This is a genomic window from Streptomyces sp. WM6378, assembly GCF_001279695.1.
In the GTDB taxonomy this organism is placed as follows: Bacteria; Actinomycetota; Actinomycetes; order Streptomycetales; family Streptomycetaceae; genus Streptomyces.
Window position 1 is genome coordinate 78,197 of sequence record NZ_LGDD01000070.1, and the last position, 26,511, is coordinate 104,707.

At 71.6% G+C, this 26,511-nt stretch carries 23 protein-coding genes; 17 read left to right on the plus strand and 6 right to left on the minus strand.

The genetic code is table 11. From position 1 onward, the window contains the following. Window positions 1-9 precede the first annotated feature (9 nt). The 5 genes from ADK54_RS09295 to ADK54_RS09315 all read left to right on the plus strand — a co-directional run bounded on the left by ADK54_RS09295 (window position 10) and on the right by ADK54_RS09315 (window position 6,044). Window positions 10-1,263 carry a glycosyltransferase gene (locus ADK54_RS09295; RefSeq protein ID WP_078966241.1) on the plus strand — a complete coding sequence of 418 codons (1,254 nt, stop codon included), beginning with the start codon at window positions 10-12 and terminating at the stop codon, window positions 1,261-1,263. Further along, window positions 1,260-2,063: a polysaccharide deacetylase family protein gene (locus ADK54_RS09300; protein ID WP_234391981.1), complete on the plus strand. Its 804-nt coding sequence runs from the start codon at window positions 1,260-1,262 to the stop codon at window positions 2,061-2,063. The genes ADK54_RS09295 and ADK54_RS09300 overlap by 4 nt, the downstream gene beginning before the upstream one ends. Window positions 2,064-2,201: 138 nt before the next feature. Next, window positions 2,202-4,118 carry a hypothetical protein gene (locus ADK54_RS09305; protein ID WP_159047683.1) on the plus strand — a complete coding sequence of 639 codons (1,917 nt, stop codon included), beginning with the start codon at window positions 2,202-2,204 and terminating at the stop codon, window positions 4,116-4,118. A 445-nt stretch (window positions 4,119-4,563) separates the two neighbouring features. Beyond that, the gene (locus ADK54_RS09310) at window positions 4,564-4,965 is read left to right on the plus strand and encodes a hypothetical protein (protein WP_053725073.1); all 402 of its coding nucleotides are present in this window, start codon (window positions 4,564-4,566) and stop codon (window positions 4,963-4,965) included. Beyond that, window positions 4,962-6,044: a glycoside hydrolase family 26 protein gene (locus ADK54_RS09315; RefSeq protein ID WP_053725074.1), complete on the plus strand. Its 1,083-nt coding sequence runs from the start codon at window positions 4,962-4,964 to the stop codon at window positions 6,042-6,044. The genes ADK54_RS09310 and ADK54_RS09315 overlap by 4 nt, the downstream gene beginning before the upstream one ends. Here ADK54_RS09315 and ADK54_RS44755 read toward each other — a convergent pair. The 3 genes from ADK54_RS44755 to ADK54_RS09330 form a co-directional block, all read right to left on the minus strand. Then, entirely contained in the window at window positions 6,019-8,202 is a 2,184-nt protein-coding gene (locus ADK54_RS44755) for a lipopolysaccharide biosynthesis protein (protein WP_420717280.1), read from the minus strand. The genes ADK54_RS09315 and ADK54_RS44755 overlap by 26 nt on opposite strands. After that, window positions 8,195-9,367 (minus strand): DegT/DnrJ/EryC1/StrS family aminotransferase, encoded by a 1,173-nt coding sequence (locus ADK54_RS09325; RefSeq protein WP_078966242.1) that lies wholly within the window; start codon window positions 9,365-9,367, stop codon window positions 8,195-8,197. Before ADK54_RS09325 ends, ADK54_RS44755 begins: the two co-directional genes overlap by 8 nt. Before the next feature lie 139 nt (window positions 9,368-9,506). Further along, complete coding sequence (locus tag ADK54_RS09330; RefSeq protein WP_053725075.1) at window positions 9,507-10,409, minus strand: RNA polymerase sigma factor SigF; 903 nt, start codon at window positions 10,407-10,409, stop codon at window positions 9,507-9,509. 245 nt (window positions 10,410-10,654) lie between these two features. On the opposite strand from ADK54_RS09330, the gene ADK54_RS09335 reads away from it, so the two are divergent. The 6 genes from ADK54_RS09335 to ADK54_RS09360 all read left to right on the plus strand — a co-directional run bounded on the left by ADK54_RS09335 (window position 10,655) and on the right by ADK54_RS09360 (window position 15,987). Continuing rightward, window positions 10,655-11,023, plus strand: coding sequence for an STAS domain-containing protein (locus tag ADK54_RS09335; protein ID WP_053725107.1), 369 nt, complete (start codon window positions 10,655-10,657; stop codon window positions 11,021-11,023). 64 nt (window positions 11,024-11,087) lie between these two features. After that, window positions 11,088-11,597 carry an ATP-binding protein gene (locus ADK54_RS09340; protein WP_053725076.1) on the plus strand — a complete coding sequence of 170 codons (510 nt, stop codon included), beginning with the start codon at window positions 11,088-11,090 and terminating at the stop codon, window positions 11,595-11,597. Between the two features lie 178 nt (window positions 11,598-11,775). Continuing rightward, window positions 11,776-12,453: a hypothetical protein gene (locus tag ADK54_RS09345; protein ID WP_053725077.1), complete on the plus strand. Its 678-nt coding sequence runs from the start codon at window positions 11,776-11,778 to the stop codon at window positions 12,451-12,453. A gap of 56 nt (window positions 12,454-12,509) precedes the next feature. Next, on the plus strand, window positions 12,510-13,448 hold the full coding sequence (locus ADK54_RS09350) for a hypothetical protein (RefSeq protein WP_053725078.1): 939 nt from the start codon (window positions 12,510-12,512) through the stop codon (window positions 13,446-13,448). Window positions 13,449-13,507: 59 nt separating this feature from the next. Continuing rightward, window positions 13,508-14,563 carry a hypothetical protein gene (locus tag ADK54_RS09355; RefSeq protein ID WP_234391983.1) on the plus strand — a complete coding sequence of 352 codons (1,056 nt, stop codon included), beginning with the start codon at window positions 13,508-13,510 and terminating at the stop codon, window positions 14,561-14,563. Between the two features lie 14 nt (window positions 14,564-14,577). Continuing rightward, complete coding sequence (locus tag ADK54_RS09360) at window positions 14,578-15,987, plus strand: hypothetical protein (protein WP_053725080.1); 1,410 nt, start codon at window positions 14,578-14,580, stop codon at window positions 15,985-15,987. Between the two features lie 80 nt (window positions 15,988-16,067). Here ADK54_RS09360 and ADK54_RS09365 read toward each other — a convergent pair whose 3' ends face one another. Next, window positions 16,068-17,567: a peptide MFS transporter gene (locus tag ADK54_RS09365; RefSeq protein WP_053725081.1), complete on the minus strand. Its 1,500-nt coding sequence runs from the start codon at window positions 17,565-17,567 to the stop codon at window positions 16,068-16,070. 469 nt (window positions 17,568-18,036) lie between these two features. Between ADK54_RS09365 and ADK54_RS09370 the strand changes: the two genes are divergently transcribed. Together ADK54_RS09370 and ADK54_RS09375 are read left to right on the plus strand one after the other, a co-directional pair. Beyond that, entirely contained in the window at window positions 18,037-18,714 is a 678-nt protein-coding gene (locus ADK54_RS09370; RefSeq protein ID WP_053725082.1) for a response regulator transcription factor, read from the plus strand. A gap of 13 nt (window positions 18,715-18,727) precedes the next feature. Then, complete coding sequence (locus ADK54_RS09375) at window positions 18,728-19,999, plus strand: ATP-binding protein (RefSeq protein ID WP_053725083.1); 1,272 nt, start codon at window positions 18,728-18,730, stop codon at window positions 19,997-19,999. Between the two features lie 25 nt (window positions 20,000-20,024). Here ADK54_RS09375 and ADK54_RS09380 read toward each other — a convergent pair whose 3' ends face one another. Further along, window positions 20,025-20,528: a GtrA family protein gene (locus tag ADK54_RS09380; protein WP_053725084.1), complete on the minus strand. Its 504-nt coding sequence runs from the start codon at window positions 20,526-20,528 to the stop codon at window positions 20,025-20,027. A 157-nt stretch (window positions 20,529-20,685) separates the two neighbouring features. Here ADK54_RS09380 and ADK54_RS09385 point away from each other — a divergent pair, with 157 nt between their 5' ends. The 4 genes from ADK54_RS09385 (at window position 20,686) to ADK54_RS09400 (ending at window position 25,125) form a co-directional block, all read left to right on the plus strand. After that, window positions 20,686-21,825 (plus strand): 5-(carboxyamino)imidazole ribonucleotide synthase, encoded by a 1,140-nt coding sequence (locus ADK54_RS09385; RefSeq protein ID WP_078966235.1) that lies wholly within the window; start codon window positions 20,686-20,688, stop codon window positions 21,823-21,825. Continuing rightward, the gene (gene purE, locus ADK54_RS09390) at window positions 21,822-22,361 is read left to right on the plus strand and encodes a 5-(carboxyamino)imidazole ribonucleotide mutase (RefSeq protein ID WP_053725085.1); all 540 of its coding nucleotides are present in this window, start codon (window positions 21,822-21,824) and stop codon (window positions 22,359-22,361) included. The genes ADK54_RS09385 and purE overlap by 4 nt, the downstream gene beginning before the upstream one ends. Window positions 22,362-22,366: 5 nt before the next feature. Then, a complete protein-coding gene (locus tag ADK54_RS09395; protein ID WP_053725086.1) occupies window positions 22,367-23,551 on the plus strand; it encodes a dipeptidase in 1,185 nt (394 codons plus the stop codon). A 446-nt stretch (window positions 23,552-23,997) separates the two neighbouring features. Further along, entirely contained in the window at window positions 23,998-25,125 is a 1,128-nt protein-coding gene (locus ADK54_RS09400; protein ID WP_053725087.1) for a dipeptidase, read from the plus strand. Between the two features lie 24 nt (window positions 25,126-25,149). Here the strand turns inward: ADK54_RS09400 and ADK54_RS09405 are convergent, their stop codons facing one another. After that, the gene (locus ADK54_RS09405; RefSeq protein WP_053725088.1) at window positions 25,150-26,475 is read right to left on the minus strand and encodes a UDP-glucose dehydrogenase family protein; all 1,326 of its coding nucleotides are present in this window, start codon (window positions 26,473-26,475) and stop codon (window positions 25,150-25,152) included. Window positions 26,476-26,511 lie beyond the last annotated feature (36 nt).

The window sequence follows — 26,511 nt, forward strand, 5'->3', positions numbered from 1 at the left end:
GGGCAGGGGATCAGCGTGGGGGAGCTGGATCTCGACGGCCTGGACGGGGACGTGCTGTCGCTCACGCCCGCGCCGGGCGGGCCGCCGGTCGGGCCCGGCGAGGTGTACGTCCTGGTCAGGCTGCGGGGGCGGCCGGTCGGGACGGTGCTCGGGCAGGTCAGGGAGGGCGACGACGCGTCCGAGGTGCTCGCGACGGCGGCCCGCAAGCAGCTCACCGGGTTCGTGCCCGAGGAGCGGCCCGCGCCCGCGCCCCGGCTGCCGCGCGCGAGCGTCGTCGTCGCCACGCGGGAGCGGGCCGGCCAACTCGCCCGCGCGCTCGACTCGTTGCTCGGCCAGGACCACCCCGACTACGAGATCCTCGTCGTCGACAACAACCCGGCCACCGACCAGACCCGCGAGCTCGTCGAGCGGAGTTACGCCGCGCGCGGCGTGCGCTACGTCGCCGAACCCGTGCCGGGGCTCGCCGCTGCCCACAACCGGGGCGTCGCGGCCGCGCACGGCGAGATCCTCGCGTTCACCGACGACGACGTGTTCGCCGACCGGCGCTGGCTGTCCTCGCTGGCCGCGCCCTTCGTCGGCGACCCCCGGCTCGGCTGTGTCACCGGTCTGATCCTGCCCGCCCGCCTCACCACTCCCGCGCAGATCCTCCTGGAGAGCCACGGCGGCTTCACCAAGGGCTTCGCGCCGCGCCACTTCGACCCGCGCAGGCCCCCGGCCGACGAGCCGCTGTTCCCCTTCACGGCGGGCCGGTTCGGCTCCGGCGCCAACATGGCCTTCCGGGCGAGCGCCCTCCGCGCGGTCGGCGGCTTCGACCCGGCGACCGGCACCGGAACCCCGGCCAGGGGCGGCGACGACCTGTACGCCTTCGCCCGGATCGTCGTCGCCGGCCACCGGCTCAGCTACACGCCCGAGGCGCTGGTGTGGCACCACCACCGCGAGACCTGGCAGGACCTGGAGAACCAGGCGTACGGATACGGCGCCGGGCTCACCGCCTACCTCACCGCGATCATCGTGCGCCGCCCGGCCCTGCTGCCCGCGCTGCTCGCCCGGGTGCCGCGCGGCCTCGCGCACGCGCTGGCCATCAGCGCCCACCGCGACGCGGGCGAGCAGTCCGTGCCGGGCGAGCACGGCTCGCAGAGCTACCCGTGGCCGCGCTCGCTGTCCCGCCTGGAGCGCCGGGGCATGCTGTACGGGCCGCTCGGCTACCTCCGCGCCCGCCGCCGGGTGCGCGGCCACCGACTGCCCTGGGAGGCGGCCCGATGAGCACCGACGCGCCCCGCATCCCGGTGCTCCTGTACCACGCGGTGATGGACGACCCGCCCGGCTGGATCGCCGAATTCACCGTCGCGCCAAGGGAGTTCGAGGCCCAGCTCGACGCGATCCGCGACAGCGGACGTACGCCGGTGACCATGAGCACGCTCGCCGCGCACCTCGCCGGGCGGGCCCCGCTGCCGCCGAGGCCCGTGGCGCTCACCTTCGACGACGGCTTCGCCGACCTGCCGGGCCGCACCGCCGAGGCGCTCGCCGAGCGCGGCATGCCCGCCACCGCGTACCTCACGACCGGCGCGATCACGCCCGGTCGGCAGAGCCTGCTGCCGCCCGCGCCGATGATGACGCTCGACCAGGCGAAACTCCTGGAGGAGTACGGCATGGAGGTCGGTGGCCACACCGTCTCGCACCCCCAGCTCGACACCCTCACGGCGCGGGCCCTCCGGCTCGAACTCGCCGAATCCAAAGCCGAGTTGGAGGACGCCCTCGGCCACCGGATCAACCACCTCGCCTACCCGCACGGCTACAACAGCCGCGCCGTGCGCCGGGCCGCGCGCGCGGCGGGGTACGAGAGCGCCGTCGCGGTGCGGCACGCGCTCAGCTCGGAGTGCGACGAGGCGTACCGCATCGCCCGGCTCATCCTGCGCCGCACCCACACCGTCGCCGACGTCGAGGCGTGGATGCGCGGGGAGGGGGCACGGGTCGCCCCGTACAACGACTCGCCGCGGACGGTCGGTTGGCGGCTCTACCGGCGGACCAGGGCCCTCGTGAAGGGGCCTGTTTTCGCGGGGTGACGGGAGCGGGGGCGGTCTGCGGTGTAGCCACACAAACGCGAAGAGTGTTCCTATACTTCGCTCAAGGGGACAGCCAGTAGAACAGCCAGGGGACAGCGGCGTGACGGCCGTGACCACATCTGTGGGGGGAGTCGCACTGTGCAGCAACGTGTGCCCACGCCGGTCCGGGGGAGCAAGCAGCAGCCCCCCGACGATCCGGCCAAGGAGCAGGCGGCGGACGCGCCGACGAAGGGCGCGCGGCGCTGGTCGAGACCAGATCTGATACAGCCTCAAATCCTGTTCACCTGGCTTCCGTTGGTGGTCGCGACCGCCTTATGGGTGTACTCGCTGCCGCACATCGACTACCGGCACATGGACGACTGGGGCCTGCTCGACCAGCTGCCCGCCGCCTTCTACCTCTCGCTCGCGGTCCTGACCGGCGGCTTCGTCGTCAGCCTGCGGCGGGCGGGCACCGCGCCCTGGTGGCCCGGCCTCTACAGCGTCGCCCTGCTCTTCGCCCTCAAGGCGCCGACCGCGATCCTGTACAACTCGGTGCGCTACCCCTGGTCCTCCAAGCACGACGCGGTGGTCAACCACCTCCTCGCCAACCAGGAGCTGCGGCCGGGCGTGCCGCTGTCCGGCAACATGGCGGCGTACGACCAGTGGCCCGGCTTCTTCACGCTCAACGCGGGCCTGGTGCGCGCCTTCGGCGTGGACACCGCGGCCTCGTACCTCAACTGGGCCTCGCTCTTCTACGGCGTGGTCCTCATCCCCGTACTGGTCCTGATCTACCGCACCTTCGCCGAGGACTGGCGCCTCGTGTGGACCGGCGTGTGGATCTTCGAGGTGGCCAACTGGGTCGGCCAGGACTACTTCTCGCCCCAGGGCATGGCGCTGATCCTCGACCTGGCCGTACTGGCCGTGGTCTTCCGGCACTTCGTGCGTCCCGGAGCCGCGGGCGAGCTGCGCTCGCGGGCCAACCTCGACCCGGCGGCGGCCAGTGTCCCGCCGCCGACGACCGGGCGCCAGCGCGCGGTCTGCATCGCGATCCTGGCCCCGATGATCGCCGCCATCAACTTCACCCACCAGCTCACCCCGGTGATGCTGTGCGTCGCCCTGGTCGCCCTCAACCTGACCCGGCGCTACCGCAACCCCGGGCTGCTCGTCGTCACCGCCGTGATCATGCTGATCTGGGACGTCACGATGGGCCGGCCGCTGTTCGTGGAGACGCTGGCCTCGCTGAAGGAGTCGGTGGGCAACCTCCTCAACAACTCGCGGGCGGGGTACGCGGGTGAACTCACCGGCCCCGGGCCGGTGTTGCAGGGCCGGGCGGACGTGGTGATGGTCCTGGTGATCGCGGGCCTCGCGGCCGTCGCCGTGGTCCTGCGCCGGAAGCTGGTCAAGAGCGCGCTGCCGCTGCTCCTGGTGTCGATCGCGCCGGTGCCGCTGTTCGCCGTCAACGACTACGGCGGCGAAATGCTCTTCCGCGTCTACCTGTTCGGGCTGCCCGGGGCGGCGTTCTTCGCGGCGGCGGCGCTCGTGCCCGCGGCGGCGGGGCAGGGCAAGGGGCGGATCAGACCCGTGGTGCGACGGCGGATCGCGGCCGTCGCCCTGCCGCTGGTGCTCGTCCTGCTGGTGGCCGGGTTCATCCCCGCGTACTACGGCAAGGAGCGCATGTACTACACGCCGCCGGCCGAGACGGCGATGGTGACGAAGGTGCTCGACAACGCGCCCAAGGGCTCGATGATCCTGGCCGTCACCGGGTCCTTCCCGCAGGCGCTGCACCGGTACGACCAGCTGGAGCACTGGTACGTCGCCGAGCAGGAGGAGCCACAGAACGCGATCATGCTGCGGGATCCTGTGGGCTACCTGGAGCCGCAGCTGCCCAAGGACGGGCGGCCCGTGTACTTCATCCTCACGCGGACGCAGGACTTCTATACGGCGGGGGAGGGGTTGCTTCCGGCGGGGGGCTTCGCGGAGCTGAAGTCGAAGCTTGAGGCTTCGCCGAGGTTCCGGGTAATCGATGGGAATGCGTACGGAACGGTGCTGCAGTACGTGGCCCCGCGCCCGAGCTGACCCCACCCCGCCCCTTCCCTAGACCCTCCGGGGGTTGATGTCCGGGTGCGGCCCGGTGGCCGTTTCTGGGGCTCCGCCCCAGACCCCGTTCGCGCCTCAAGGGCGCTCGTCCTCAAACTCCCCCAAGGCCTTAAGGGCCAGGGGGGGACCCCAATGACGGGCTGGAGGTGGGCGCAGGTCCGTGATCGTCGACCGGCCGGGGATGCGCGCATGGACATCCTGCCCAGGCCAACCCTGCTAGGGGCGCGGGGAACTGCGCGAGCACCATGCACGGTCCGAGGCCGAAGGAGGGTTGGGGGCGCGGGGAACTGTGCGATCAGCCACGCACGGTCCGCGGCCGAAGGCGGGTTTAGGGGCGCGGGGAACTGCGCAAAAGGCTCTGCTCGCAGCCCAACAGCAACGCACGTTCAGGATCACCACCCTCACCGACCCGGAGGTCGTCGAAATGACCCTCAGCCAGAGCCACATCAGAGTCACCGTCGCCCTCTCCGGCTGGCTGGCGCTAGCGGCAACCGCGCTGCCCGCAGCGAGCCCGGCCCGATGGATCCCCGTACTGCTCTTCGTGTCGCTCGGGCCCGGCTTCGCGCTGCTCTACCCGCAGCGCGGCACCCTGCGGCCCGGGGCCCGCCTTGAGGCACTCGCGCTCGTCGCGCCGCTCAGCCTCTCGTTCGGGGCGCTCGTGTCCACCTGCCTCTTCCTCGTGCACGGGTTCTCGGCGACCGCGTTCCTGGTCTCGCTCGCCGCCTTCTCGACCGTGGCCTGCGCCTTCCCGGGGCTGCCCCTGCCGGCCGCGACCCGGGGCGCCGTGGAGCGTACGAAACGGGCCAAACCCGGGCCCGCGCGGTGACCCGGCGTGCGGTCACCGCGGCCACTCTGCTGGTCGTGGCCGGGCTCGTCGCCGGGTTCGCGGTCTGGCTCGACAAACCCGAGAAGCGGAACGCGCTGCCCGCCAACGCCGCCTCCGGCCCCGCGCCGAGCGGACGCTGCGCCCCCGACGCGAAGCTCACGCCGCCGTGCGGGGCCTGGTGGGGCGCGTACGTCCCGTACGCGGAGAACGGCTCCCTGAAGGACGCCGTGCTCGACTTCGAGGGGAAGATCGGGCGCAGGCTCGACCTGCTGTACACGTACCACGACATGTCGAACAAGCCGCTCGACGGCGAGCTGCTCACCCCCGACGAGCAGGCGCTCGGCCGGGACCGGCTGCTCATGCTGGCCTGGGAGTCCACGGTCTGGCGCAAGCCGCACCACGAGGGGTACACGGAAGACCAGTTGGGGTGGGCGAAGCTGGCCTCGGGCGCGTACGACGAATCGGTCGTCGATCCGCAGGCCCGCCGCATCAAGGCGTACGGCAAGCGGGTCTTCCTCTCCTTCGACCAGGAGGTCGACGCGCGCACCCCGGACGCGGGGACGCCCGAGGAGTACGTCGCCGCCTACCGCCATCTCCACGACCGCTTCGAGCGGCTCGGCGTGGACAACGTGGTGTGGGTGTGGACCGTCTCCGGCTATCTCGCCAACGGTGATCTCTTCAAGCGGCTCTATCCGGGCGACCGTTACGTCGACTGGATCGGCATGGACCAGTACAACTACTTCCTCTGTCACAACACGACCGACTGGAAGGACTTCTCGCGCAGCCAGAAGCCCACCTACGACTGGCTGCGGGCGAACATCTCCGACCGCAAGCCGATCATGCTCTCCGAGTTCGCCACCGCCCCTGATCCGCAGCGGCCACAGCGGGCACGGCAGTGGTACGAGCAGGTGCCCGACGCCGCCAGGTCCGCTCTGCCCGATGCCAAGGCCATGGTCATGTGGAATCGGTCCGTGCCGGGGAAGGGCTGTGACCTCACCGTCAACTCCGGTCCACCGCTTGCCGGTTACAAGAGCGCCGGCTCCGACGGGTACTTCAAGCAGCCCGTTCCCGGTCGCTGAACCAGCGGTTCACCAGGGCCGCCGCCGTCGCCGCGCACAGGCCGGCGAAGACCGGCAGGGCGGCCTCGGCGAACGTGCGCTGCGCCGCCCAGCCTGCCACCGCGAGCACCCACACCACGACCGCGGCGATCCGCCAGTGCACCCGCAGCGCCCGCAGGGCCACCGTCGCCAGGGCCAGGCAGAGCAGTTGCAGCGCGCCGGGCAGCCAGCGCTCGATTCCGTTCTGCGAGGCGAGCCCGGCGGTCTCGGTCAGGAAGCGGACCAGCGGGGTGTGCCAGGGGCCCGCCACCGGATCGGGCGGTACGCCGAGGATGACCGGCGCGGTGTGCAGGCCCGCCACCGTCACCCAGAGCCCGGCCACGAGCAGCCCCGGGCGCGGCCGGTACAGCGATACCGCCGCGCTGCACACGACGATGAGCAGCACCCCGGCGGTCAGGCTCACCGGCGGCAGGTGGTGGAGCAGCCCGGTGCCGTTGAGGTTGCCGCCGGGGACGTCGGCGGCTCGCGACAGCGGCACCCAGAACAGGCCCGCCGCGAGACCGAGCAGCAGCCACAGGGCGGTCGTCAGGAGCGACTCGTCGCTCTCGCGGGCCGCCGGGTCGGGCAGGGTGCGCAGCCGCAGGGTGGTCGCGGAGCCCTGTTCGGGATGGTGGGCGCCGGGGACGTACACGGGGATGCCGAGCGCGGGGGTCGCGGTGTCCATGCCGCCGCGCAGGTACGCGGTCTGGGTGGCCCAGCGGGTGCCGTACTCCTGGGCCTCCTCGGTCCGGGCGGCCTGCGCCAGCATGGCCCAACTGGTGCCGAACTCGGCGGCCTTGGAGGGGCGCGGGGGCCGGACGGCGGCGCGGCCCGCGAGGGCGGCGCGCAGTCCCGGCACGCAGCACAGTGCCATCACGGTCATCGCGCACAGCTGGGCCCAGCCGGCGCCGGAGATGCCGAACACGCCGAGCAGCACGGCGGCGCTGCCGAGGACCAGGGTGCACATCGCGCCCTGGAGGATCGCCAGCATGCCGGTGCGGCCCTGGACGCGAAGCACCCCGATGTACAGCTCGACGGCGACCCGCGGGATCGCGGCCGCGGCCAGCAACTGGAGTACGAGCGTGCCGTGTTGGGCGTAGTCGCCGCCGAACGGGCCGAGGATCTGCGGGGCGAACAGGACGAGGAACAGCACGACCGGGATCAGCAGGAGCGCCATCCGGCGCAGCGCCCCGCGCACCCCGTCGGCGAGCTTGTCGGGGCTGTGCGAGGAGTGCGCGGTGAGCGAGGAGGCCATGTTGATGGCCATGAACTCCATGGTCCCGCCGACCGTGTACGCGATGAAGAAGAAGCCGTTCTGCGCGGCCGGGAAGCGCACCGCGACCATCACCGGAAGCAGGTTGATCATGGCGAGCGAGAACAGCGCGCCGACCGAGTCCCCGGCCAGGAAGCGGCCGATCTCGCGCAGTTCCGGGACGGGCCGGTCGCGGTCGGCGGCGGCCTGCGCGGGGATGAGCCGGCGGAAGATCAGCCAGCCGAGCGGCAGGATGGAAAGGACCATCGCGGCGGCCCAGGACAGGAAGACGCCCAGCGCGAGCGCCGAGAACACGGCGAGCAGGAGCAGCTTGCCGAGCGAGAACACGGCGTTGCCGACCGGCACCCAGATCGCCTTGCGCAGGCCGGTCAGGACGCCGTCCTGGAGGGTCAGGACCGCCCAGGCCACCGACGACACCGTGAAGATCACCCCGGCGGTGAGCCCGGACAGCGGCGCGTACGAGGGCCCCCACAGCGGCAGCGAGAACAGGAAGACGACGCAGGCCACGGCCACCACGACGGTGCTGGCGACGTAGGCGCGCCGCACGAGTGGGCCGGTGGAGCGGCCGGCGCGGGGTACGTAGCGCACCACCGCGCCGATCATGGTGGTGGCGGTGATCGAGGCGAGCAGCTTCATCGCGGCGATGGCCGCCGAGCCCTGCCCGACCGCCTCCTCGCTGTAGTAGCGGGCCGCGACCAGCCAGAAGCCGAGGCCGAGGGCGGCCGAGACGGCCGTGGACAGCATCAGGGCGTAGGCGTTGCGGAACATCGAGTCGCCGCCGCCCGCGGGCGGGGGGCCGTCCGTGACGGCCTGCTCCGACGGCACGGCGGCGATGTCCTCGATCTCGGATCTGGCCGTGTCAGACACCGGCGGGGCCGCCCCTCGCGGGCCGGGTGCCCGCCGCACGCAGCACCTCCATGGTGCGCGCGGCCTTCAACGGGTCGACGGGCAGGGCGTGCCGGGCGAACCACCGGCCCGCCTCGGGCGCGGGGGAGAGGTCGGTGAAGGCGTCGCCCGCGTAGTCGTCGAGCGGCGGGTCGTACAGATAGCCCACCGTGATCCGCTCCCGGGCCAGCGCCGCGCGGGCCGCGTCCCGGTCCTCGACGAGCAGCGGCACCCGGAACAGCGGCTGGGCGGGCCCGGGTTTCGGCCGTGCCCACTCGGTGGCGAGCAGCCGCTCGGCGCCTCGGCGGTGCGCGTCGAGTACGGAGTCGAGCTTGTCCAACTTCCTTTGGATCCGGGCGAGTCGGCCCTTCCCCGGGGTCGCCCGGTAGTCGTGCATGTCGACCCGGGCCCAGGAGTGGAAGGGGGCGAGGCCCGGCGCGGCCTCGATCGCGCGGCGCAGTTCGCCGGGACGCAGCGGCATCCGGATGTCCTCGCGCTCCTGCTGCCCGAGCATGCGCAGGACCGCCCAGGCGGCGGGCGCCAGCCGCAGGCCGCGCACGGTCGCCTCCGCGTACGGCCGTGCCCAGTAGGCGAGTTCGGCGCCCGGGCGGCGTGGCGCGAGGAGCGCGTCGCGGGTCTTGGCGAGGGCCTCGCGCAGGCCCGGGTCGGCGATCGAGAGGAAGCCGCCCGCCTTGGCCGCGGTGTGCTTGGAGAGGCTGAAGACGGAGGCCTGCCCGAACGTGCCGACCCTGCGCCCGGCGATCTCGCTGCCGATGGCATGCGCCGCGTCCTCGATGAGCGGGATCCCCAACCGACCGCATCTGGCGGCCAGTTCGGGTGCCGAATCGGGGTTGCCGTACAGATTGGTGGTGAGGACGGCGGACAGCCGCGGCCAGAGTTCGTCCGGTACGGCCGCCAGGTCGATGGATCCGTCGTGCGGGTCGAGCGGCGCCTGCACCGGGCGGAGCCCGGCCGCGAGCACCACGAAGAAGATGACGTCGTCGTTGACCGGCGACATCAGCACCCGGCCGCCCGGCGGGCACCAGTGTCTGAGCGCCACGTACAGGCCGAGCCGGCAGGACGGCACATAGAGGCACTCGCGCCCCAGCCGTTCGCGCATCGACGCTTCGAGCTCTTCGTACGCCATGAAGTCCCCCCAGACCCCCCGCATCCCCAGCGCTCAATGTGACCCAGTCCGCACCGCTTCGTCAACAATGCGGAAGGGCCCGTACCTTGACGGAACGGGCCCTTCGGACAGGTGTGCGGCACTCGTGGGCCGACCGGTCTCATTCTTCGAGTGTCAGCCCCTTGCGGAGCTTGCGCAGGGTGCGCGAGAGCAGCCGGGAGACGTGCATCTGGGAGATGCCGAGCTCCTCGCCGATCTCGGACTGCGTCATGTTGGCGACGAAGCGCAGCGAGAGGATCTTCCGGTCCCTGGCGGGGAGTTCGGCGATCAGCGGCTTCAGCGACTCGACGTACTCGACGCCTTCGAGGTCGTGGTCCTCGTAGCCGATGCGGTCGGTGAGCGCGCCTTCGGAGTCGTCCTCCTCGGGCTGCGCGTCCAGCGAGCTCGCGGTGTACGCGTTGCTCGCCGCCATGCCTTCGACGACCTCTTCCTTGGTGATGCCGAGGCGTTCGGCGAGCTCGCCCACCGTGGCCGAGCGGTCCAGCTGCTGGGCGAGCTCGTCGCCCGCCTTGGCGAGGTCCAGACGGAGTTCCTGCAGCCTGCGCGGGACGCGCACGGACCAGGAGGTGTCGCGGAAGAAGCGCTTGATCTCGCCGACGATGGTCGGCATCGCGAAGGTGGGGAACTCCACGCCGCGGTCGAACTCGAACCGGTCGATCGCCTTGATCAGGCCGATGGTGCCGACCTGGATGATGTCCTCCATCGGCTCGCTGCGGGAGCGGAAGCGCGATGCGGCGAACTTGACCAGGGCCAGGTTCAGTTCGACGAGCGTGTTGCGTACGTACGCGTACTCGTGCGTGCCCTCTTCGAGGGCGTCGAGGCGGGCGAAGAGCGTCTTCGAAAGGGCCCGCGCGTCGACGGGGCCGACCTCGGTGAAGGGTGGAATCTCGGGAAGGCCCTCAAGGCCTTCCGGTTCGTGCGATCGTGCATGCGGGGGGCGGATGTCCTGCGGATCCTGCTTGATCGACGTATCCGCTTGCGATTCGTCGAGCCGGGGTGACATGGGTCTCCTCCATCGTTCTCGGCATATGGCTGCCGATGCCCATACGTGTTGTCCGCGGTGTGCGGCGCCTCCGTGGCCGGTCGTGTTGAATAGCTGTCCCTACTACCCCTACCCGCTTTGAGCACGCTCCCGCAAGGCTTCTTTGCCCCGCTATGTCCGCTTTGATGGGATGTTCGGGTTCTGGAAGGCGTAGGGAAGGCGTAGTGTTCTTGGGAAGTTACGACGATTCGGCGAAGAGGGACGGCATGGACCGCGGCACGGTCGGCAGCACGAATCGGGGCCGGCTCCGGGTCGGAGTCCGCACCGTGGGTCGCAGCGAGATCCTGACTCCGGCGGGTGAGCTCGATCACCACACCGCGGATCTGCTCAGGGAGCCCCTGGAAGAAGCCATCGCCCAAGGGCGCACCCGGCTCGTCGTCGACTGCTCGCAGCTCGAATTCTGCGACTCCACCGGACTGAACGTGCTGCTCGGCGCCCGCCTCAAGGCGGAGGAGCTCGGCGGCGGGGTCCATCTGGTGGCGATGCAGCCCGTCGTGGCGCGAGTATTCGAGATCACGGGGGCGGAGGCGGTCTTCACCGTGCATGATTCGCTCGATACCGCTCTGTGTGACTGACCCCGATTCGTCCGGGCAGGAGAGCAGACTGAAGACATTGGCGAATCGGTGAGGTGAAGCGCTGATGAGCACCACCCGGGAGCAGGCTCCGGGCGACCGCGGGCCCGAGCCCCATGGCGCGCGGCCCGGTGCCGTGCCGTCGGAATCCGACGGTGCGGGACCCGCCGTGTCCTCGCGCGTCCTCGCGCTGAACGGGGCGAGCGGCATCGTCCCGATGGCCCGCGACTTCACCCGGCAGGCCCTCTACGACTGGGGCTGGCTGCCGGCGGCGACCGCCGAGGGCCGGGCCGCCTGCGAGGACGTGCTGCTCGTCGTCTCCGAGCTGGTCACCAACGCCTGCCTGCACGCCGAGGGCCCCGAAGGCCTGCGCGTCTCGCACACCTCCAAGGTGCTGCGCCTTGAGGTCAGCGACCTCGGTACGGGCCAGCCCGCGCCGCGCACCCCGCACCGCGCGGGGCGGCCCGGCGGGCACGGGATGTTCATCGTGCAGCGGCTGTGCCTCGACTGGGGCGTGGTGCGCACGCCCGGGGTGGCCGGCAAGACGGTCTGGGCGGAACTCGCGGCACCCGCGTAACTCCTGTTCACGGTTACCGGCGGTTCGGGCCGCCGGTCCACAGGCATGTCCACACCTCGATCCCACCCTGTTCTTTGTCTTCCCTCGACAACCTCCCCGGCGTACCTTGAGCGCCCAATCTGATGTGCCGTCAGTAACTTGGCGGCCTCCGGCAGAACCGGTATGAGGGGAACCAGAGGTGTCGTACCAGAAGAGGACAGCTCTCGCGCTGGCGGCAGCGGTCGCGGGCTCGGTGGTGCTGATCACCGCACCGGCCGCCCAGGCCTCCGTCGTCGACGTCAACTACAACTGCCAGACCCCGATCGGCGCCAAGAGCGCGGTGTCGCCCATCGACATCAAGGCGGTCAAGAGCGGCAGTTCCTACAACGTGACCATGACCTTCCAGAAGGGCGTCTCCTCCAGCCCGGTCGCGCTCGGCGCTGGCGCGATGAACCCGAGCGCGGTGATCAACCTCGGCGGCGCCGACAAGGGCACCCTCGCGGTCAAGGGCCCCGCCAACTCCGCGGAGATACCCGCCAATACGCCCATCAAGATCAGCGACTTGTCGGGCACCTACGTCCCCAAGGCCAACGGCAAGGTCACCTTCACCGCCGGCGTCCTCACCATCAAGGCGCTCGGCACCACCACGACCTGCACCGCGAGCAACAGCCCCGGGCCCTCCCTGGAACTCGACGTCACCGGAGCCAGTGGCTCGGGCGGCACCAGCGGCGGTTCGGGCGGCACCCCGGCCCCGGCTGCCCTGCCCAAGACCGGCCCCCTGGACTCGGCCGTGGCGCTCGGCACCCTCGGCGGCACGGTGGTCCTGGTCGGCGCGGCCGGAGTGCTGTGGCTGACCCGCCGGGGCCAGCGGGCCTGACCGCCCACTCCCGTACGCCCCCGCAAGGGGAACCCCTCGCACCCGAGGAGCCGCCGATGCGTCCGATCCGCCTGGCCCTGCCGGCCGCGGCCCTGCTGCTGTGCGCGCTCTCGGCGCCCGCCGCGCACGGCGCACCGGCAGCGAGCGAGGACTGGACCGCCGCGCCCGCATCCGGCGGCGGGACCCGCCCGAGCGCCGATGGGAGGCCCTACTTCTACCTGGAGGGCCCACCCGGCACGGTCCTTGAGGACAAGGTCTCGCTGAGCAACCCGACCGGCACCCCGCTGACGCTGAAGCTGCGCGGCGCCGCCGCGTACAACACCGCCGACGGGGCCTTCGCCGTGCGCCGGGCGCCCGACCCCTGGATCGCCCTCGCCGCGCCCGAGGTGAAGGTCCCGCCGCACACCCGCGCCGACGTGCCCTTCGCGGTCACCGTCCCGGCGAGCGCGCAGCCCGGCGACCACCCCGCGGCCCTGGTCGCCACGGCGGGCGGCCGCGAGGTCGGCGTACGCCTCCAACTCCGGGTCGCCGGGCCGACGTTGAGTGCCCTGACCGTCGAGTCCGTACGCATCGACAAGGCCCGTGGACTCATCCGCTACGCCCTGGTCAACCGGGGCAACACCGCCCTGACCCCGCGCCTCGCGCTGCGCGCCGACGGAGTGTTCGGCCGCGCCCTGGACCGCCCGGCCCGGACCCTGCCGGTCGAGCTCCTGCCCGGCCAGCGCGTCGAGCTGAGCGAACCCTGGGCGCACCCGCCCGCCCTCGACCGGGTCACCGTCCGCCTCGACGTCACCGCGGACGGCGGCGCCCGCTCCACCGCCGAGGCGAGCGCCGCCTTCGTGCCGCGGGTCGCGGTCGCGGTGGCGGGCCTGGTGCTGCTCGGCGGCGCGGCCGGGGCCCTCCGGCTCGTACGGCGGCGCGGACGCCGCGTCGCCGGGATCGATGAACTACCCGTAGCAGAACGCGAGTTGGCGCAGACAGGAGCTCTTCAGTGAAGCCACGCCGGAGGGGCCCGGCCCTCGTCCTGCTGCTGCTCGGCCTGCTCGCGCTGCCGATGACCGGACCCTCGTACGCCGACGCCGACAAGCCCGCGCCCACCGTGGCGCTCTCCCAGGCCGAGGCCGCCAAGGGCGCCGACATCACCGTCACCGGCCAGGGCTGGCGGCCCGGCGCGCTGCTCATGCTGCTCGTCTGCGGGCAGTCCGACCCGGACAACGGCGTCATCGGCGGCACCAACTCCTGCTCCAACGCGGACGGCCAGGCCGTCACCACCGACGCCAAGGGCTCCTTCAGCAAGGTGCTCCTCGCCGCACCGCCGCCCAAGCCCTGCCCCTGCGTCGTCCACGTGGCGACCGTGCAGGGCGAACAGGCCGTCGTGGACGCCGAGTTGAAGATCACCGGGCATCCGGTGGCGCCGCTGCCGACCCAGACCGGCGACGGGAAGCTCGCCGTCCTCGCCGAGCCCCGCCTCGACGGCAGCAGCTCCCTGCTGACCTGGTTCGGCGCGCCGCCGAGCCGCACCCTGGTCTTCACCGTCGGCAACCTGGGCTCGGCCCCCGTCAAGGATCCCGTCTTCCAGCTCGGTACCTCTCACGGCGTGTTCGCGCCGCAGTGGGAGGACCGGCAGTGGAAGGGCACCGTCCAGCCCGGCCAGAAGGCCGAGATCAAGCTCGACTTCGAGCTGTCGGCCGGCGCCCACGGCGACTACCAGGTCTCGCTCCAGTACGCGAAGAAGCTGCTCGCGACCGAGCCGTGGGGGGTGGACCGCCCCTGGGGGGTGACCTTCTTCTGGGTGCTGCTCTGCCTGGTGGTGCCCGCCGCCGTCTTCCGCATCGGCATGGCCGTGGTCGACCGGCTGCGCCCGCGCGACCCGAAGCGGGTCGGCCCGGCCCGGCACCGCGGCGTGCGGCTGCCCGAAGTGACCCTGCGGCTCCCGAAGTCGGGGCCCGCGCCGGGCGAGCGGAAGAGGCCGCCCGCCGAGCCGGGGCCGGACAGGAGCGGCGCCCCGAACGGGACCACGGCCGCGCTGCCGTGGTTCACCCCCGACTCCGCACCGACCGAGAACCACCCCAACCGTCCACAACGTCCCACGACGAAGGGAAAACCGTGACCACGCAACGGAGGATGAGCGCGGCCGGTCTCGCGCTGATGCTCGGCGGCGCGGGGATCATGCTGGCCGCAGGCCCCGCACAAGCAGCCGAAGTCTCGTACGCCACCGAGTGCATACCGCCGTCCATCTCCGGTCTGCCGCCGGTCGAGGGGACGACGAAGGTGCAGATCACCGCGCCCGCCACGGCCAAGGTGGGCGACGTGGTCGACGTCGTCTGGAAGTTCACCCAGGCCGCGTCGAACAACCCGAACGTCCTCGACCTCAACAAGGACGTCGTCCTGCCGACCGGCACCCTCAAGGCGGGCGGCGCGCAGAGCGCCGACATCCCGATGAAGGGCCCCCGGCAGAACCCGCCGATCCCCAAGAACAGCCCGATGATCCTGTCGGACATGACGGCCAAGCTGAAGCTGACCAAGGCGGGCGACGTCACCCTGACGCCGGACGCGTACAACATCAACGTCAACCAGATCATGTCGACGGACACCAAGTGCACGCCGAAGGCGGCCGTCGGGGTCGGTGCGACGATCAAGGTGACGGACGCGGGCGGCACGTCCGGCGGGACCTCCGGCGGCACCACGGCCGGTGGCACGACCGGCGGGTCCACGTCGGGCGGCACGACGACCTCCGGGGGGACGACCGGCGGGTCCACCACCGGCGGCACGACGACCTCGGGCGGCACCACCAGCGGCGGCACCGCGACAGGCGGCTCCACCTCCGGCGGCTCGACGGCCGGCGGAACCACCGGCGGCAGCGGTGGCCAGAGCGACTTCCCCGGCAAGGAAGTCGCCGTCAACTTCGCCTGCACGTCGCCCGGCCCGGCCGGCATCCAGTCCAAGGTGACCATCAACGCCAAGAAGAACGGCGGGAGTTACGACCTCACCGTCAAGACCGCCAAGGGCGTCATGAACAGCCCGGCCGACCTTCCGGCGGGCGCGCTCAAGCCGTCCATGCAGGTCGTCGTCGGCGGCGCCGACAAGGGCTCGGTGGCCGTCACGGGCCCGGCCAACCCCGACCCGATCAAGGCGGGCGCCCCGGTGAGCCTCACCGACATGACGGGCACCTACAAGCCGGGCGCCTCCGGCAAGTCCACGCTGAGCCCGGGCGACCTGTCCATCGACGTCACCCTGGGCGGCTCGCCGATCCACATCCCGTGCAAGGTCTCCGGCTCGGCGCCGGTCTCCCTGGAGCTCGACACGGCGGCCCAGCCCGGGGGCGCGGCCGGCGGCAGCGGCTCCGCGGGCACGGCGGGCACCACGGGCACGTCGGGAGCCACCGGCTCCTCGACCTCCGGCGGCCTCGCCCAGACCGGCGCGAGCGACACGGGTGCCCTGCGCGCACTCGGCCTGGTCGCCGGCACGGTGATCCTACTGGGCGGCGCGATCTTCACCTTCACCCCGTGGAGGCGCCTGCGCGGCACCCGCTGACGCCCCTGGGGAACGCGAAGAGCCGCCGCACCGGAAAGGTGCGGCGGCTCTTCGCGTACGGACGATCGGGCAGGCGGTGCTTAGTGCACGCCACCCATGAGCGGCTTGACCTTCCTGCGGAACATGAAGATCGCGACACCCGCGAGGACGGCGAGCCCGCCCTGGCTGGCGAACCAGTACGTAGAGTCGGTCGGCGCACCGATCAGCTGGAGCAGCGCGATGACCGAGTCGCCGGCCGTGACGGCCAGGAACCAGACGCCCATCATCTGGGAGGCGTACTTCTCCGGCGCCAGCTTGGTGGTCAGCGAGAGCCCGACCGGGGAGAGCGTCAGCTCGCCGATGGTCTGGATCAGGTAGACGCTGCACAGCCACAGCGGGGTGACCTTGACGTCGCCGGACGCGGCGGCCTGGGCCAGCATCATCACGAAGAACGAGGCGCCGATGAGCGTGAGGCCGAAGGCGAACTTCGACAGCGTGCTCGGCTCCTGGCGGCGCTTGCTCAGGTACACCCAGAGCCAGGCGAAGACCGGCGCCAGGGCCATCACGTACAGCGGGTTCAGGGACTGGAACCAGCTGGACGGGAAGTTCAGGCCGAACAGGTTGTTCGCGGTCTTGTCCTGCGCGAACACGCTCAGCGTCGAGCCGGTCTGGTCGTAGATGCCCCAGAAGACGGCCGCGGCGACGAAGAACCAGACGTACGCCGACATGCGGGACTGCGAGACCTGGTCGAGGTCCTTGTCACGCTTGATGCGCATCAGGTACCAGGCCGGGATGACGAGGCCCGCGATGGTCAGCGGCCAGATGGCCCAGTCGACCGTGAAGTGACCCGAGACCGCGAGGGCGCCGTAGGCGACGACCGCGACGGCCAGCCACAGCAGGACCTTCTTGATGATCCCGGCGCGCTCGGCCTCGGACATCGGCGTCGGGACGACGTCGCTGTCCGCCGACATGTGGCGGGTACCGAGGAAGAAGAACAGCAGACCAAGGGCCATACCCACACCGGCGAGGGCGAAGCCGAAGTGCCAGTTGACGTTCTGGCCGACGGTGCCGATGGTCAGCGGGGCGGCGAAGGCACCGAGGTTGATGCCCATGTAGAAGACCGTGAAGCCACCGTCGCGACGCGGGTCGTTCTTGTCCGGGTACAGGTGGCCGACCATCGTGGAGATGTTGGCCTTGAGGAGACCCGAGCCGATCGCGATGGCCGCGAGACCGATGAAGAACGAGATCTCGACCGGAACGGCCAGGAGGAAGTGGCCGATCATGATGATCGTGCCGCCGACGGCGACCGTCTTGCGGGCACCCCAGGCGCGGTCGGCGAGCCAGCCGCCCGGCAGGGCGAGCAGGTACACCATCGCGTTGTACACGGAGTAGATCGCGGTGGCCGTGGCCATGTTGAACCCGAGCCCGCCCTGGGACGCCGGGGCGACCAGGTAGAGCACGAGCAGGGCCCGCATGCCGTAGAAGCTGTAGCGCTCCCACATCTCCGTCATGAAGAGGTTGGCCAGGCCGCGGGGGTGGCCGAGGAAGGTCTTCTCGGTGCCAGTGGTACTGGCGGAGTCCTTCGTCAGGCTGGACGCCATGGTCGATCCTTGCTTGCTCGGGACGCGCGCTTCGTGAGCGTTGAGTCGCGCCCGGTGGGGGAGGGCCGGCACCGGCATGGCTACTGTCCCCCCAACGCCTTTGGGGTCCGGCTCCGTGGGGGAGCGCGGGAAGGACAGCCCACACCGGGATCCACACCCCTTGCGCTTCTTCGCGCTGGGGCCCGGCCCGTAGGTCATTCACTGGTCTCAAGACTGGCAAAGCCCGTCTTGTGCAGAAAAGAGACCCTTGGCGCGCCAAGCAAGCCAAAGGTCCCCGTGTAGTGCTATAGGCGTTGGCACACCATACGTCACCAGACTGCGGCATATGGAAGGACTTGAGAGATGGATCACAGGCATACCTGGAACCACTGACCCTGATTCGAAGGTGTTAATCAAGATCGCTTGGTAGACCCGCAGGGTGGGTGGATCACCTGACGCATTGTCGCCGCCGCGGACTACCATCACCTCCATGACCCGTGTACTGCTCGCCGAGGACGACGCGTCCATCTCGGAGCCACTGGCCCGCGCCCTGCGCAGGGAGGGTTACGAGGTCGAGGTGCGCGAGGACGGCCCGACCGCCCTCGACGCCGGACTGCAGGGGGGCGCCGACCTGGTCGTGCTCGACCTGGGGCTCCCCGGCATGGACGGCCTCGAAGTCGCCCGGAGGCTGCGCTCCGAGGGACACACCGTCCCCATCCTCGTGCTCACCGCCCGCGCCGATGAGGTGGACACCGTGGTCGGCCTCGACGCCGGCGCCGACGACTACGTGACCAAGCCCTTCCGCCTTGCCGAACTGCTCGCCAGGGTCCGGGCGCTGCTGCGCCGCGGCGCCACCGAGCCGGTGCCCCAGCCCGCCACCCACGGCGTGCGGATCGACGTCGAGTCGCACCGCGCCTGGATGGGCGACGAGGAGCTCCAGCTCACCGCCAAGGAGTTCGACCTGCTCAGGGTCCTGGTGCGGGACGCCGGCCGGGTCGTGACCCGTGACCAGCTGATGCGCGAGGTCTGGGACACCACGTGGTGGTCCTCGACCAAGACGCTCGACATGCACATCTCGTGGCTGCGCAAGAAGCTCGGCGACGACGCGGCCAACCCGCGCTACATCGCCACCGTTCGCGGAGTCGGCTTCCGCTTCGAGAAGAGCTAGAGCACCTCCGCACATGCGCCGTCGACTGATCAACTCCACACTCGCGGTCGTTCTCGTGGTGATCGCGGTCTTCGGCGTCTCCCTCGTCATCGTCGAGACGCGGACCATCAGCAGCAGCGCCCAGGAGAGCGTCAACTCCGAGGCGCTGCGGCTGGTCTCCGTCGTCGACAGCCGCACCCTGGCGAACGAGACGATCAACGCGCAGGTCCTGAACGAACAGATCGACCCCAAGCGGTACGCCCGCATCGAGATCCCGGGCCGCCCGGTGATGGAGATCGGCCAGAAGCCCGAGGGCAGCGTCATCAAGGGCACCGCCGTGGGCGAGCGCGGCGAGGCCGTCCTGGTCGAGGAGTCCCGCTCCACGGTCACCAAGGAGGTCGGGCGCACACTGCTGATCATCGGCGCGGTGGCCCTGCTCGCCATCGTCTCCGCGGTGCTCCTGGCCGTACGCCAGGCCAACAAGCTGGCATCCCCGCTCACCGACCTCGCCGAGACCGCCGAGCGGCTCGGCTCCGGCGACCCGCGCCCGCGCCACAAGCGGTACGGGGTGCCCGAGCTCGACCGGGTCGCCGATGTGCTCGACTCCTCGGCCGACCGGATCGGCCGGATGCTCACCGCCGAGCGCCGCCTCGCCGCGGACGCCTCGCACCAGCTGCGCACGCCGCTGACCGCGCTCTCCATGCGCCTGGAGGAGATCGCCCTCACAGACGACCTCGACACGGTCAAGGAAGAGGCCACGATCGCGCTCACCCAGGTCGAGCGGCTCACCGACGTCGTGGAGCGCCTGCTCACCAACAACCGTGATCCGCGCACAGGTTCGGCCGTGGTCTTCTCCCTCGACGAGGTCGTCAAGCAGCAGCTGGAGGAGTGGCGCCCGGCCTACCGCAGCGCGGGCCGCGCGATCGTGCGCTCCGGCAAGACCGGTCTGAAGGCGGTCGGCACGCCGGGCGCGGTCGCCCAAGTACTGGCCGCGCTGATCGAGAACTCGCTGATGCACGGCGGCGGCACCGTCGCGGTGCGCACCCGCGTCACCGGCAACCAGGCCGTGGTCGAGGTCACCGACGAGGGTCCGGGCGTACGTCCCGACCTCGGCGCGCGGATCTTCGAGCGGACCATCAGCGGCCGCAACTCCACGGGCATCGGCCTCGCCGTAGCCCGTGACCTCGCGGAGGCCGACGGGGGCCGACTGGAAATGCTCCAGCAGCAGCCGGCGGTGTTCGCGCTGTTCCTCAGCAGGGAGGCGCGGGGGCGCCGCGAGCCGGAGCGTACGGAGACGATCCGCTGAACCCGTCCCGGTTCAGCGCACGCGGTCAGCGCTTGGCGGGGACGGCGGGCCGGGGGGCGTCGAGAAACGATTCCGCCGTCTGTACGGCCTCCCGGGCGGGCAGCGCGCGGAAGACCCAGGTGCGGTAGGACCAGAACCGGAACAGCGTGCCGATGCCGATGCCGGCGAACTTGAAGAAGTTGTTCTGCCACGGGCTGTTCCAGCCGAACCCGTACGTCGCCGCGTACAGAATGCCGTTCTCGATCACCGCGCCGACCACGCTGAACAGCAGGAACAGGGTGAGCTCACGGGCCCGGCCGCTCTTCTCGCGGTCGCGGTAGGTGAAGTAGCGGAACCCCACGTAGTTGAAGGCGATCGCGATCGCGGTGGCCAGCAGGCTGGCCCGCACGACCTGGAGGTCGGTCGTGTGCCGCAGCAGGTTGAAGGCGCCCATGTTCACGAGCACGCCGAGCCCGCCGACGGCGCCGAACTTGGCGACCTCGCGGACGAGCAGTCGCAGTCGCGATGGCGACGCGCCCTGTGCACTCATGGTGATCGCCCAGCCCCGTCCGAGTAGGTGTGCTTTTCGTGCCAGTCAACCCGCCCATGCTAACCACCCCCTCCGCGCGACGCCCCCGGGCATCCGGATTCCCCCGGGCGGAACCCGGCCATGGAGGGCCCACGGAGGCGGCGGATACCCTGGAGGCGTGACGTTCCCGGTAGTCGGCATGGTCGGCGGCGGTCAGCTCGCCCGCATGACCCACGAGGCGGGCATCCCCCTCGGCATCAGATTCAAGCTCCTCAGTGACACCCCGCAGGACTCGGCGGCCCAGGTGGTGAGCGACGTCGTCATCGGCGACTATCGCGACCTGGACACGCTGCGTGACTTCGCGCGCGGCTGTGACGTGATCACTTTCGATCACGAGCACGTCCCCACCGAACACCTGCGGGCCCTGGAAGCGGACGGCATCGTCGTCCGGCCGGGGCCCGACGCGTTGGTGCACGCCCACGACAAGGGGGTGATGCGCGCCCGGCTCAGCGAGATCGGCGCGCCCTGCCCCCGCCACCGCATCGTGGCCGACCCGGCGGACGTCTCGGCGTTCGCGGCGGAAGGGGACGGCTTCCCGGTCATCCTCAAGACCGTCGTCGGCGGCTACGACGGCAAGGGCGTGTGGTTCGTACGCTCCGAGGCGGACGCGGCGGACGCCTTCAAGGCCGGGGTCGCGGTCCTGGCCGAGGAGAAGGTGGACTTCGTCCGCGAGCTCGCGGCCAATGTCGTGCGTTCCCCCAGCGACCAGGCGGTGGCCTACCCGGTCGTCGAGTCGATCCAGGTCGGCGGGGTCTGCGACACGGTGATCGCCCCCGCGCCCGACCTCGCCGACGCGTTGGCGGGCGAGGCACAGGAGCTCGCCCTGCGCATCGCCTCCGAACTGGGCGTGGTCGGCCACCTCGCGGTCGAGCTCTTCGAGACGCGCGACGGCCGCATCCTGGTCAACGAGCTGGCGATGCGCCCGCACAACTCCGGCCACTGGACCCAGGACGGCGCGATCACCTCGCAGTTCGCCAACCACGTCCGCGCCGTCCTCGACCTCCCCCTGGGCGACCCGCGCCCGCGGTCGAAGTGGACCGTGATGTGCAACGTGCTCGGCGGCGACTACCCGGACATGTACTACGCGTACCTGCACTGCATGGCCCGGGATCCGCAGCTCAAGATCCACATGTACGGAAAGGACGTGAAGCCCGGCCGCAAGGTGGGCCACGTCAACACCTACGGCGACGACCTCGCGGACGTCCGCGAGCGGGCCCGCCACGCAGCCGACTACCTCAGAGGAACGATCACCGAATGAGCGCGACCCCTGTCAACGGACCTGTCGTCGGCATCGTCATGGGCTCGGACTCCGACTGGCCGGTCATGGAGGCCGCCGCCAAGGCGCTTGACGAGTTCGAGATCCGGTACGAGGTCGACGTCGTCTCCGCGCACCGGATGCCGCACGAGATGATCGCGTACGGCGAGCACGCGGCGGACCGCGGCCTGAAGGCGATCATCGCGGGCGCGGGCGGCGCCGCCCACCTGCCCGGCATGCTGGCCTCGGTCACCCCGCTGCCGGTCATCGGCGTCCCGGTCCCGCTCAAGTACCTCGACGGCATGGACTCGCTGCTCTCCATCGTGCAGATGCCGGCCGGGGTGCCGGTCGCCACCGTCTCGGTCGGCGGGGCGCGCAACGCGGGCCTGCTCGCGGCGCGCATCCTGGCCACGCACGACGCCGAACTCCTCGCCCGCATGCGGGAGTTCCAGCAGGAGCTCAACGACCAGGCCACCGAGAAGGGCAAGCGGCTGCGGGCGAAGGTCGAGGGTTCGGGCGCCTTCGGATTCGGAAAGTGAGTCCCATGACCTTCCTCGAAGAAGCCAGGACTCTCCTCGCCGCCCACCCCGTCGTCGACGGCCACAACGACCTGCCGTGGGCACTGCGTGCCAAGGCCCGTTACGACCTCGACCGCTGCGACCTCGCGACCGACCTGACCGGCCGCACCCACACCGACCTCGCCCGGCTGCGGGCGGGCGGGGTCGGCGCGCAGTTCTGGTCCGTGTACGTCCGTACCGACCTGGCGGGCGACGAGGCGGTCAGCGCGACCCTGGAGCAGATCGACTGCGTCGACCAGATGCTGGCGCGCTACCCCGGCGACCTGGCGCCCGCGCTCACTGCGGACGACATGGAGACGGCCCGCACCGAGGGCCGCATCGCCTCGCTGAAGGGCGCCGAGGGCGGCCACTCGATCAACAACTCCCTCGCCACACTGCGGGCGTTGTACGCGCTGGGCGTCCGCTACATGACCCTGACCCACAACGACAACCTGCCGTGGGCGGACTCGGCGACGGACGAGCCGGGGGTGGGGGGCCTTTCGCCGTTCGGCCACGAGGTCGTACGCGAGATGAACCGCACGGGCATGCTGGTGGACCTGTCGCACGTGGCGGCGACGACGATGCGGGACGCGCTGTCGACGTCCGTCGCCCCCGTGATCTTCTCCCACTCCTCGGCGCGGGCGATCTGCGACCACCCGCGCAACATCCCGGACGACGTGCTGGCCCAGCTGCCGGCCAACGGCGGGGTGGCCATGGCCACGTTCGTCCCGAAGTTCATCCTGCCGGCGGCGGTGGCCTGGACCCAGGCGGCCGACGAGAACCTGCGCGCGCACGGGCACCACCACCTGGACACCTCGCCCGAGGCCATGAAGCTCCACGAGGCGTTCGAGGCGGCCAACCCCCGGCCCATCGCGACGGCCGCGACGGTGGCGGACCACCTGGACCACATGCGGGAGGTGGCGGGCGTGGACCACATCGGCATCGGCGGCGACTTCGACGGCACGGCGTTCACCCCGTCCGGCCTGGACGACGTCTCGGGCTACCCGAACCTGGTGGCCGAGCTGCTGTCCCGAGGCTGGTCCTCGACGGACTTGGCGAAGCTGACGTGGTCGAACGCGGTGCGGGTGCTGCGCGACGCGGAGTCCGTTTCCAGGGAGCTGCGCGCTCAGCGGGGTCCGTCGAACGCGGTGCTGGCAGACCTGGACGCGTAACCCGGGGTGCCTCCGGGGGCGCTGCCCCCGGGCCCCCGCTCCTCCAAAGCCGGAGGGGCTGAGTACGTCGCTGATCGGCTGCGGACCGTGGACGGCGGGTCGCGCAGTTCCCCGCGCCCCTGGCAGCATGCGGTACGGGCAACCCCAGCCCGTCATGGGGTCCCCCCTGGCCCTTAAGACCTTGGGGGAGTTTGAGGACGAGCGCCCTCAAGGCGCGAACGGGGTCTGGGGCGGAGCCCCAGGAAACCGGCTTCCCACCTCTTCCTCACCCCCGGCGGGTTTAGGGAAGGGGTGGGGTGGGGGCCTCCCGGGATCTGGGGCGGAGCCCCAGTAGCTGCCCCGGGGTCGGGCAGGGGCCCCGAATGGCCCACCCGCCGTGACCCCGCCGCCCCCGCGTGCCACCGTGGCCGTACCTGCCGCCACAGCCGACACGCCGGGAGCCCGTCATGGCAGACCTGCAGGACGCCCCCGAGGACACCTCGGCGGCCGGCGAGCTCGATCCGTCGATCCCCGCACCCCCCGACGCCCCACCCGTACCGGAATACAGCGCCGACAGCCTGGCCCGGGCCCGGGACCTGCTCGCCGCGCACCCCGTGGCCGACGGGCACAACACCCTGGCGAAGGCCCTCGGGCAGATCCCCTGGCACGATCTGGAGGTCGGCGAGAACGGGCTGGACACGGACATCCCGCGGCTGCGGGCCGGCGGGGTAGGCGCGCAGTTCTGGGCACTGACCGCGGACGCCGACTGCCCGGACCCCGCCGGGGTCACCCTGGAACGGCTGGACCGGATCCGCTCGCTGATCGCCTCGTACCCGGAGTGGCTGCGGCTCGCCCTGACCGGCGGGGACCTCGCGGACGCCCGCAACTGCGGCCGCATCGCCTCGTTCCTCGGCCCCGTGACCGCGCACGCGCTCGGCGACTCGCTGGGCACGCTGCGGGCGTACCACGTCCTCGGTGTGCGGATCCTCGCGCTGGGCCCGGGCACCCGCTGGACCGAGCCGGGGCTCACCCGCTTCGGCCTGGAAGTGGTGCGCGAGGCGAACCGGCTCGGGATGCTGCTCGACCTCTCGGGCGCGGCCCCGGGCACCTGGCGCCGCACCATCGACAACTCCAGGGCCCCGGCGCTGCTCTCGCGCTCGGCGGCGGCCTCCCTCACCAAGCACCCGCTGAACGCCTCCGACGAGCTGCTCGCCGAGCTCGGCGCGAGCGGCGGGGTCTGCCTGGTCAGCTTCGCCCCCGAGCAGATCGAGCAGGGCGGTCAGGCCGTCTCCGTACGCGATGTGGCCGATCACATCGAGCGGGTGCGGGATGTGGCCGGGCCCACCCACGTGGGCCTCGCGGGGACGTACGGGCTGGTCAGGGGTGCCCCGCGCGCCGCCGGTCTCGAAGACGCCTCCTGCTATCCGACGCTGATCGCCGAGCTCCTCGGCCGGGGCTGGACCGATCCCGAAATCGCGGCGCTGACCTGGGAGAACTTCGCCCGGGTCGTCCGCGACGTGGAGTTCACTGCCCGCGCCACGGCACCGCGCAGGACCCCGTCGAAGGCCACCATCGAGGACCTCGACGGGCCCTGAACGGGGCTTTGGCCGCGGGGTGCGTCAGGCGCGCGGGCGCCCCATCGCGCGGTACGTCCAGCCCGCCTCGCGCCACTTGACCGGGTCCAGCGCGTTGCGCCCGTCCAGGATGATCCGGCCGGCGGTCGCCTTCGCGAGCTCGGCCGGGTCGAGGTCGCGGAACTCGCGCCACTCGGTCAGGTGCAGCACGACGTCGGCGCCCCGCACCGCGTCGTACGCCGAGTCGGCGTAGCCGAGCGTGGGGAAGAGACGGCGGGCGTTGGCCATGCCCTTCGGGTCGTACACCGTGACCTGGCCGCCCTGGAGGTGGATCTGCCCGGCGACGTTCAGCGCGGGGGAGTCGCGCACGTCGTCGGAGTCGGGCTTGAAGGTGGCGCCGAGGACGGCGACCCGCTTGCCGAGGAAGGTCTCGCCGCCCACCGCCTCGCGGGCCAGCTCCACCATGTGGCCGCGCCGGCGCATGTTGACCGAGTCGACCTCGCGCAGGAAGGTCAGCGCCTGGTCGGCGCCGAGCTCGCCGGCCCGCGCCATGAACGCCCGGATGTCCTTGGGCAGGCAGCCGCCGCCGAAGCCGATGCCGGCCCGCAGGAACTTCTTCCCGATCCGCTCGTCGTGGCCGATGGCCTCGGCCAGCTTCACCACGTCGCCGTCGGCGGCCTCGCACACCTCGGCCATGGCGTTGATGAACGAGATCTTCGTGGCGAGGAAGGAGTTCGCCGCGGTCTTGACCAGCTCGGCGGTCGGGAAGTCGGTCACGACGAACGGCGAGCCCTCGCCGACCGGGGTCGCGTACACCTCGCGGAGCAGCTTCTCGGCGCGCTCGCTCTCCACGCCGACCACGATCCGGTCCGGGTGCAGGGTGTCGTCGACGGCGAAGCCCTCGCGCAGGAACTCCGGGTTCCACGCCAGCTCCACGCCCTCGGGCAGCGCGGCCGCGAGCCGGGCCGCCGAGCCGACCGGCACCGTCGACTTGCCCACGACGAGGGCGCCGTCCCGCAGGTGCGGGGCGAGCGAGCCGAAGGCGGAGTCGACGAAGCTCATGTCACAGGCGTACTCGCCGTGCTTCTGCGGGGTGTTCACGCAGACGAAGTGCACATCGCCGAACGCCCCGACCTCCTCCCAGGAGGTGGTGAAGCGCAGCCGCCCGGTCGCGCCCTCGATGCCCGCGACGTGCTTGCGGAGCAGCTCCTCCAGACCGGGCTCGTACATCGGCACGCGTCCCTGGCCCAGCATCTCGATCTTCTCGGGGACCACGTCCAGGCCGAGCACCTCGAACCCCAGCTCCGCCATGGCCGCGGCATGGGTGGCTCCGAGGTATCCGGTGCCGATCACAGTGATCTTGAGGGCCATGCGGTGCTCCTGGAAGTGCGGGCTCGGGAGGCGGGC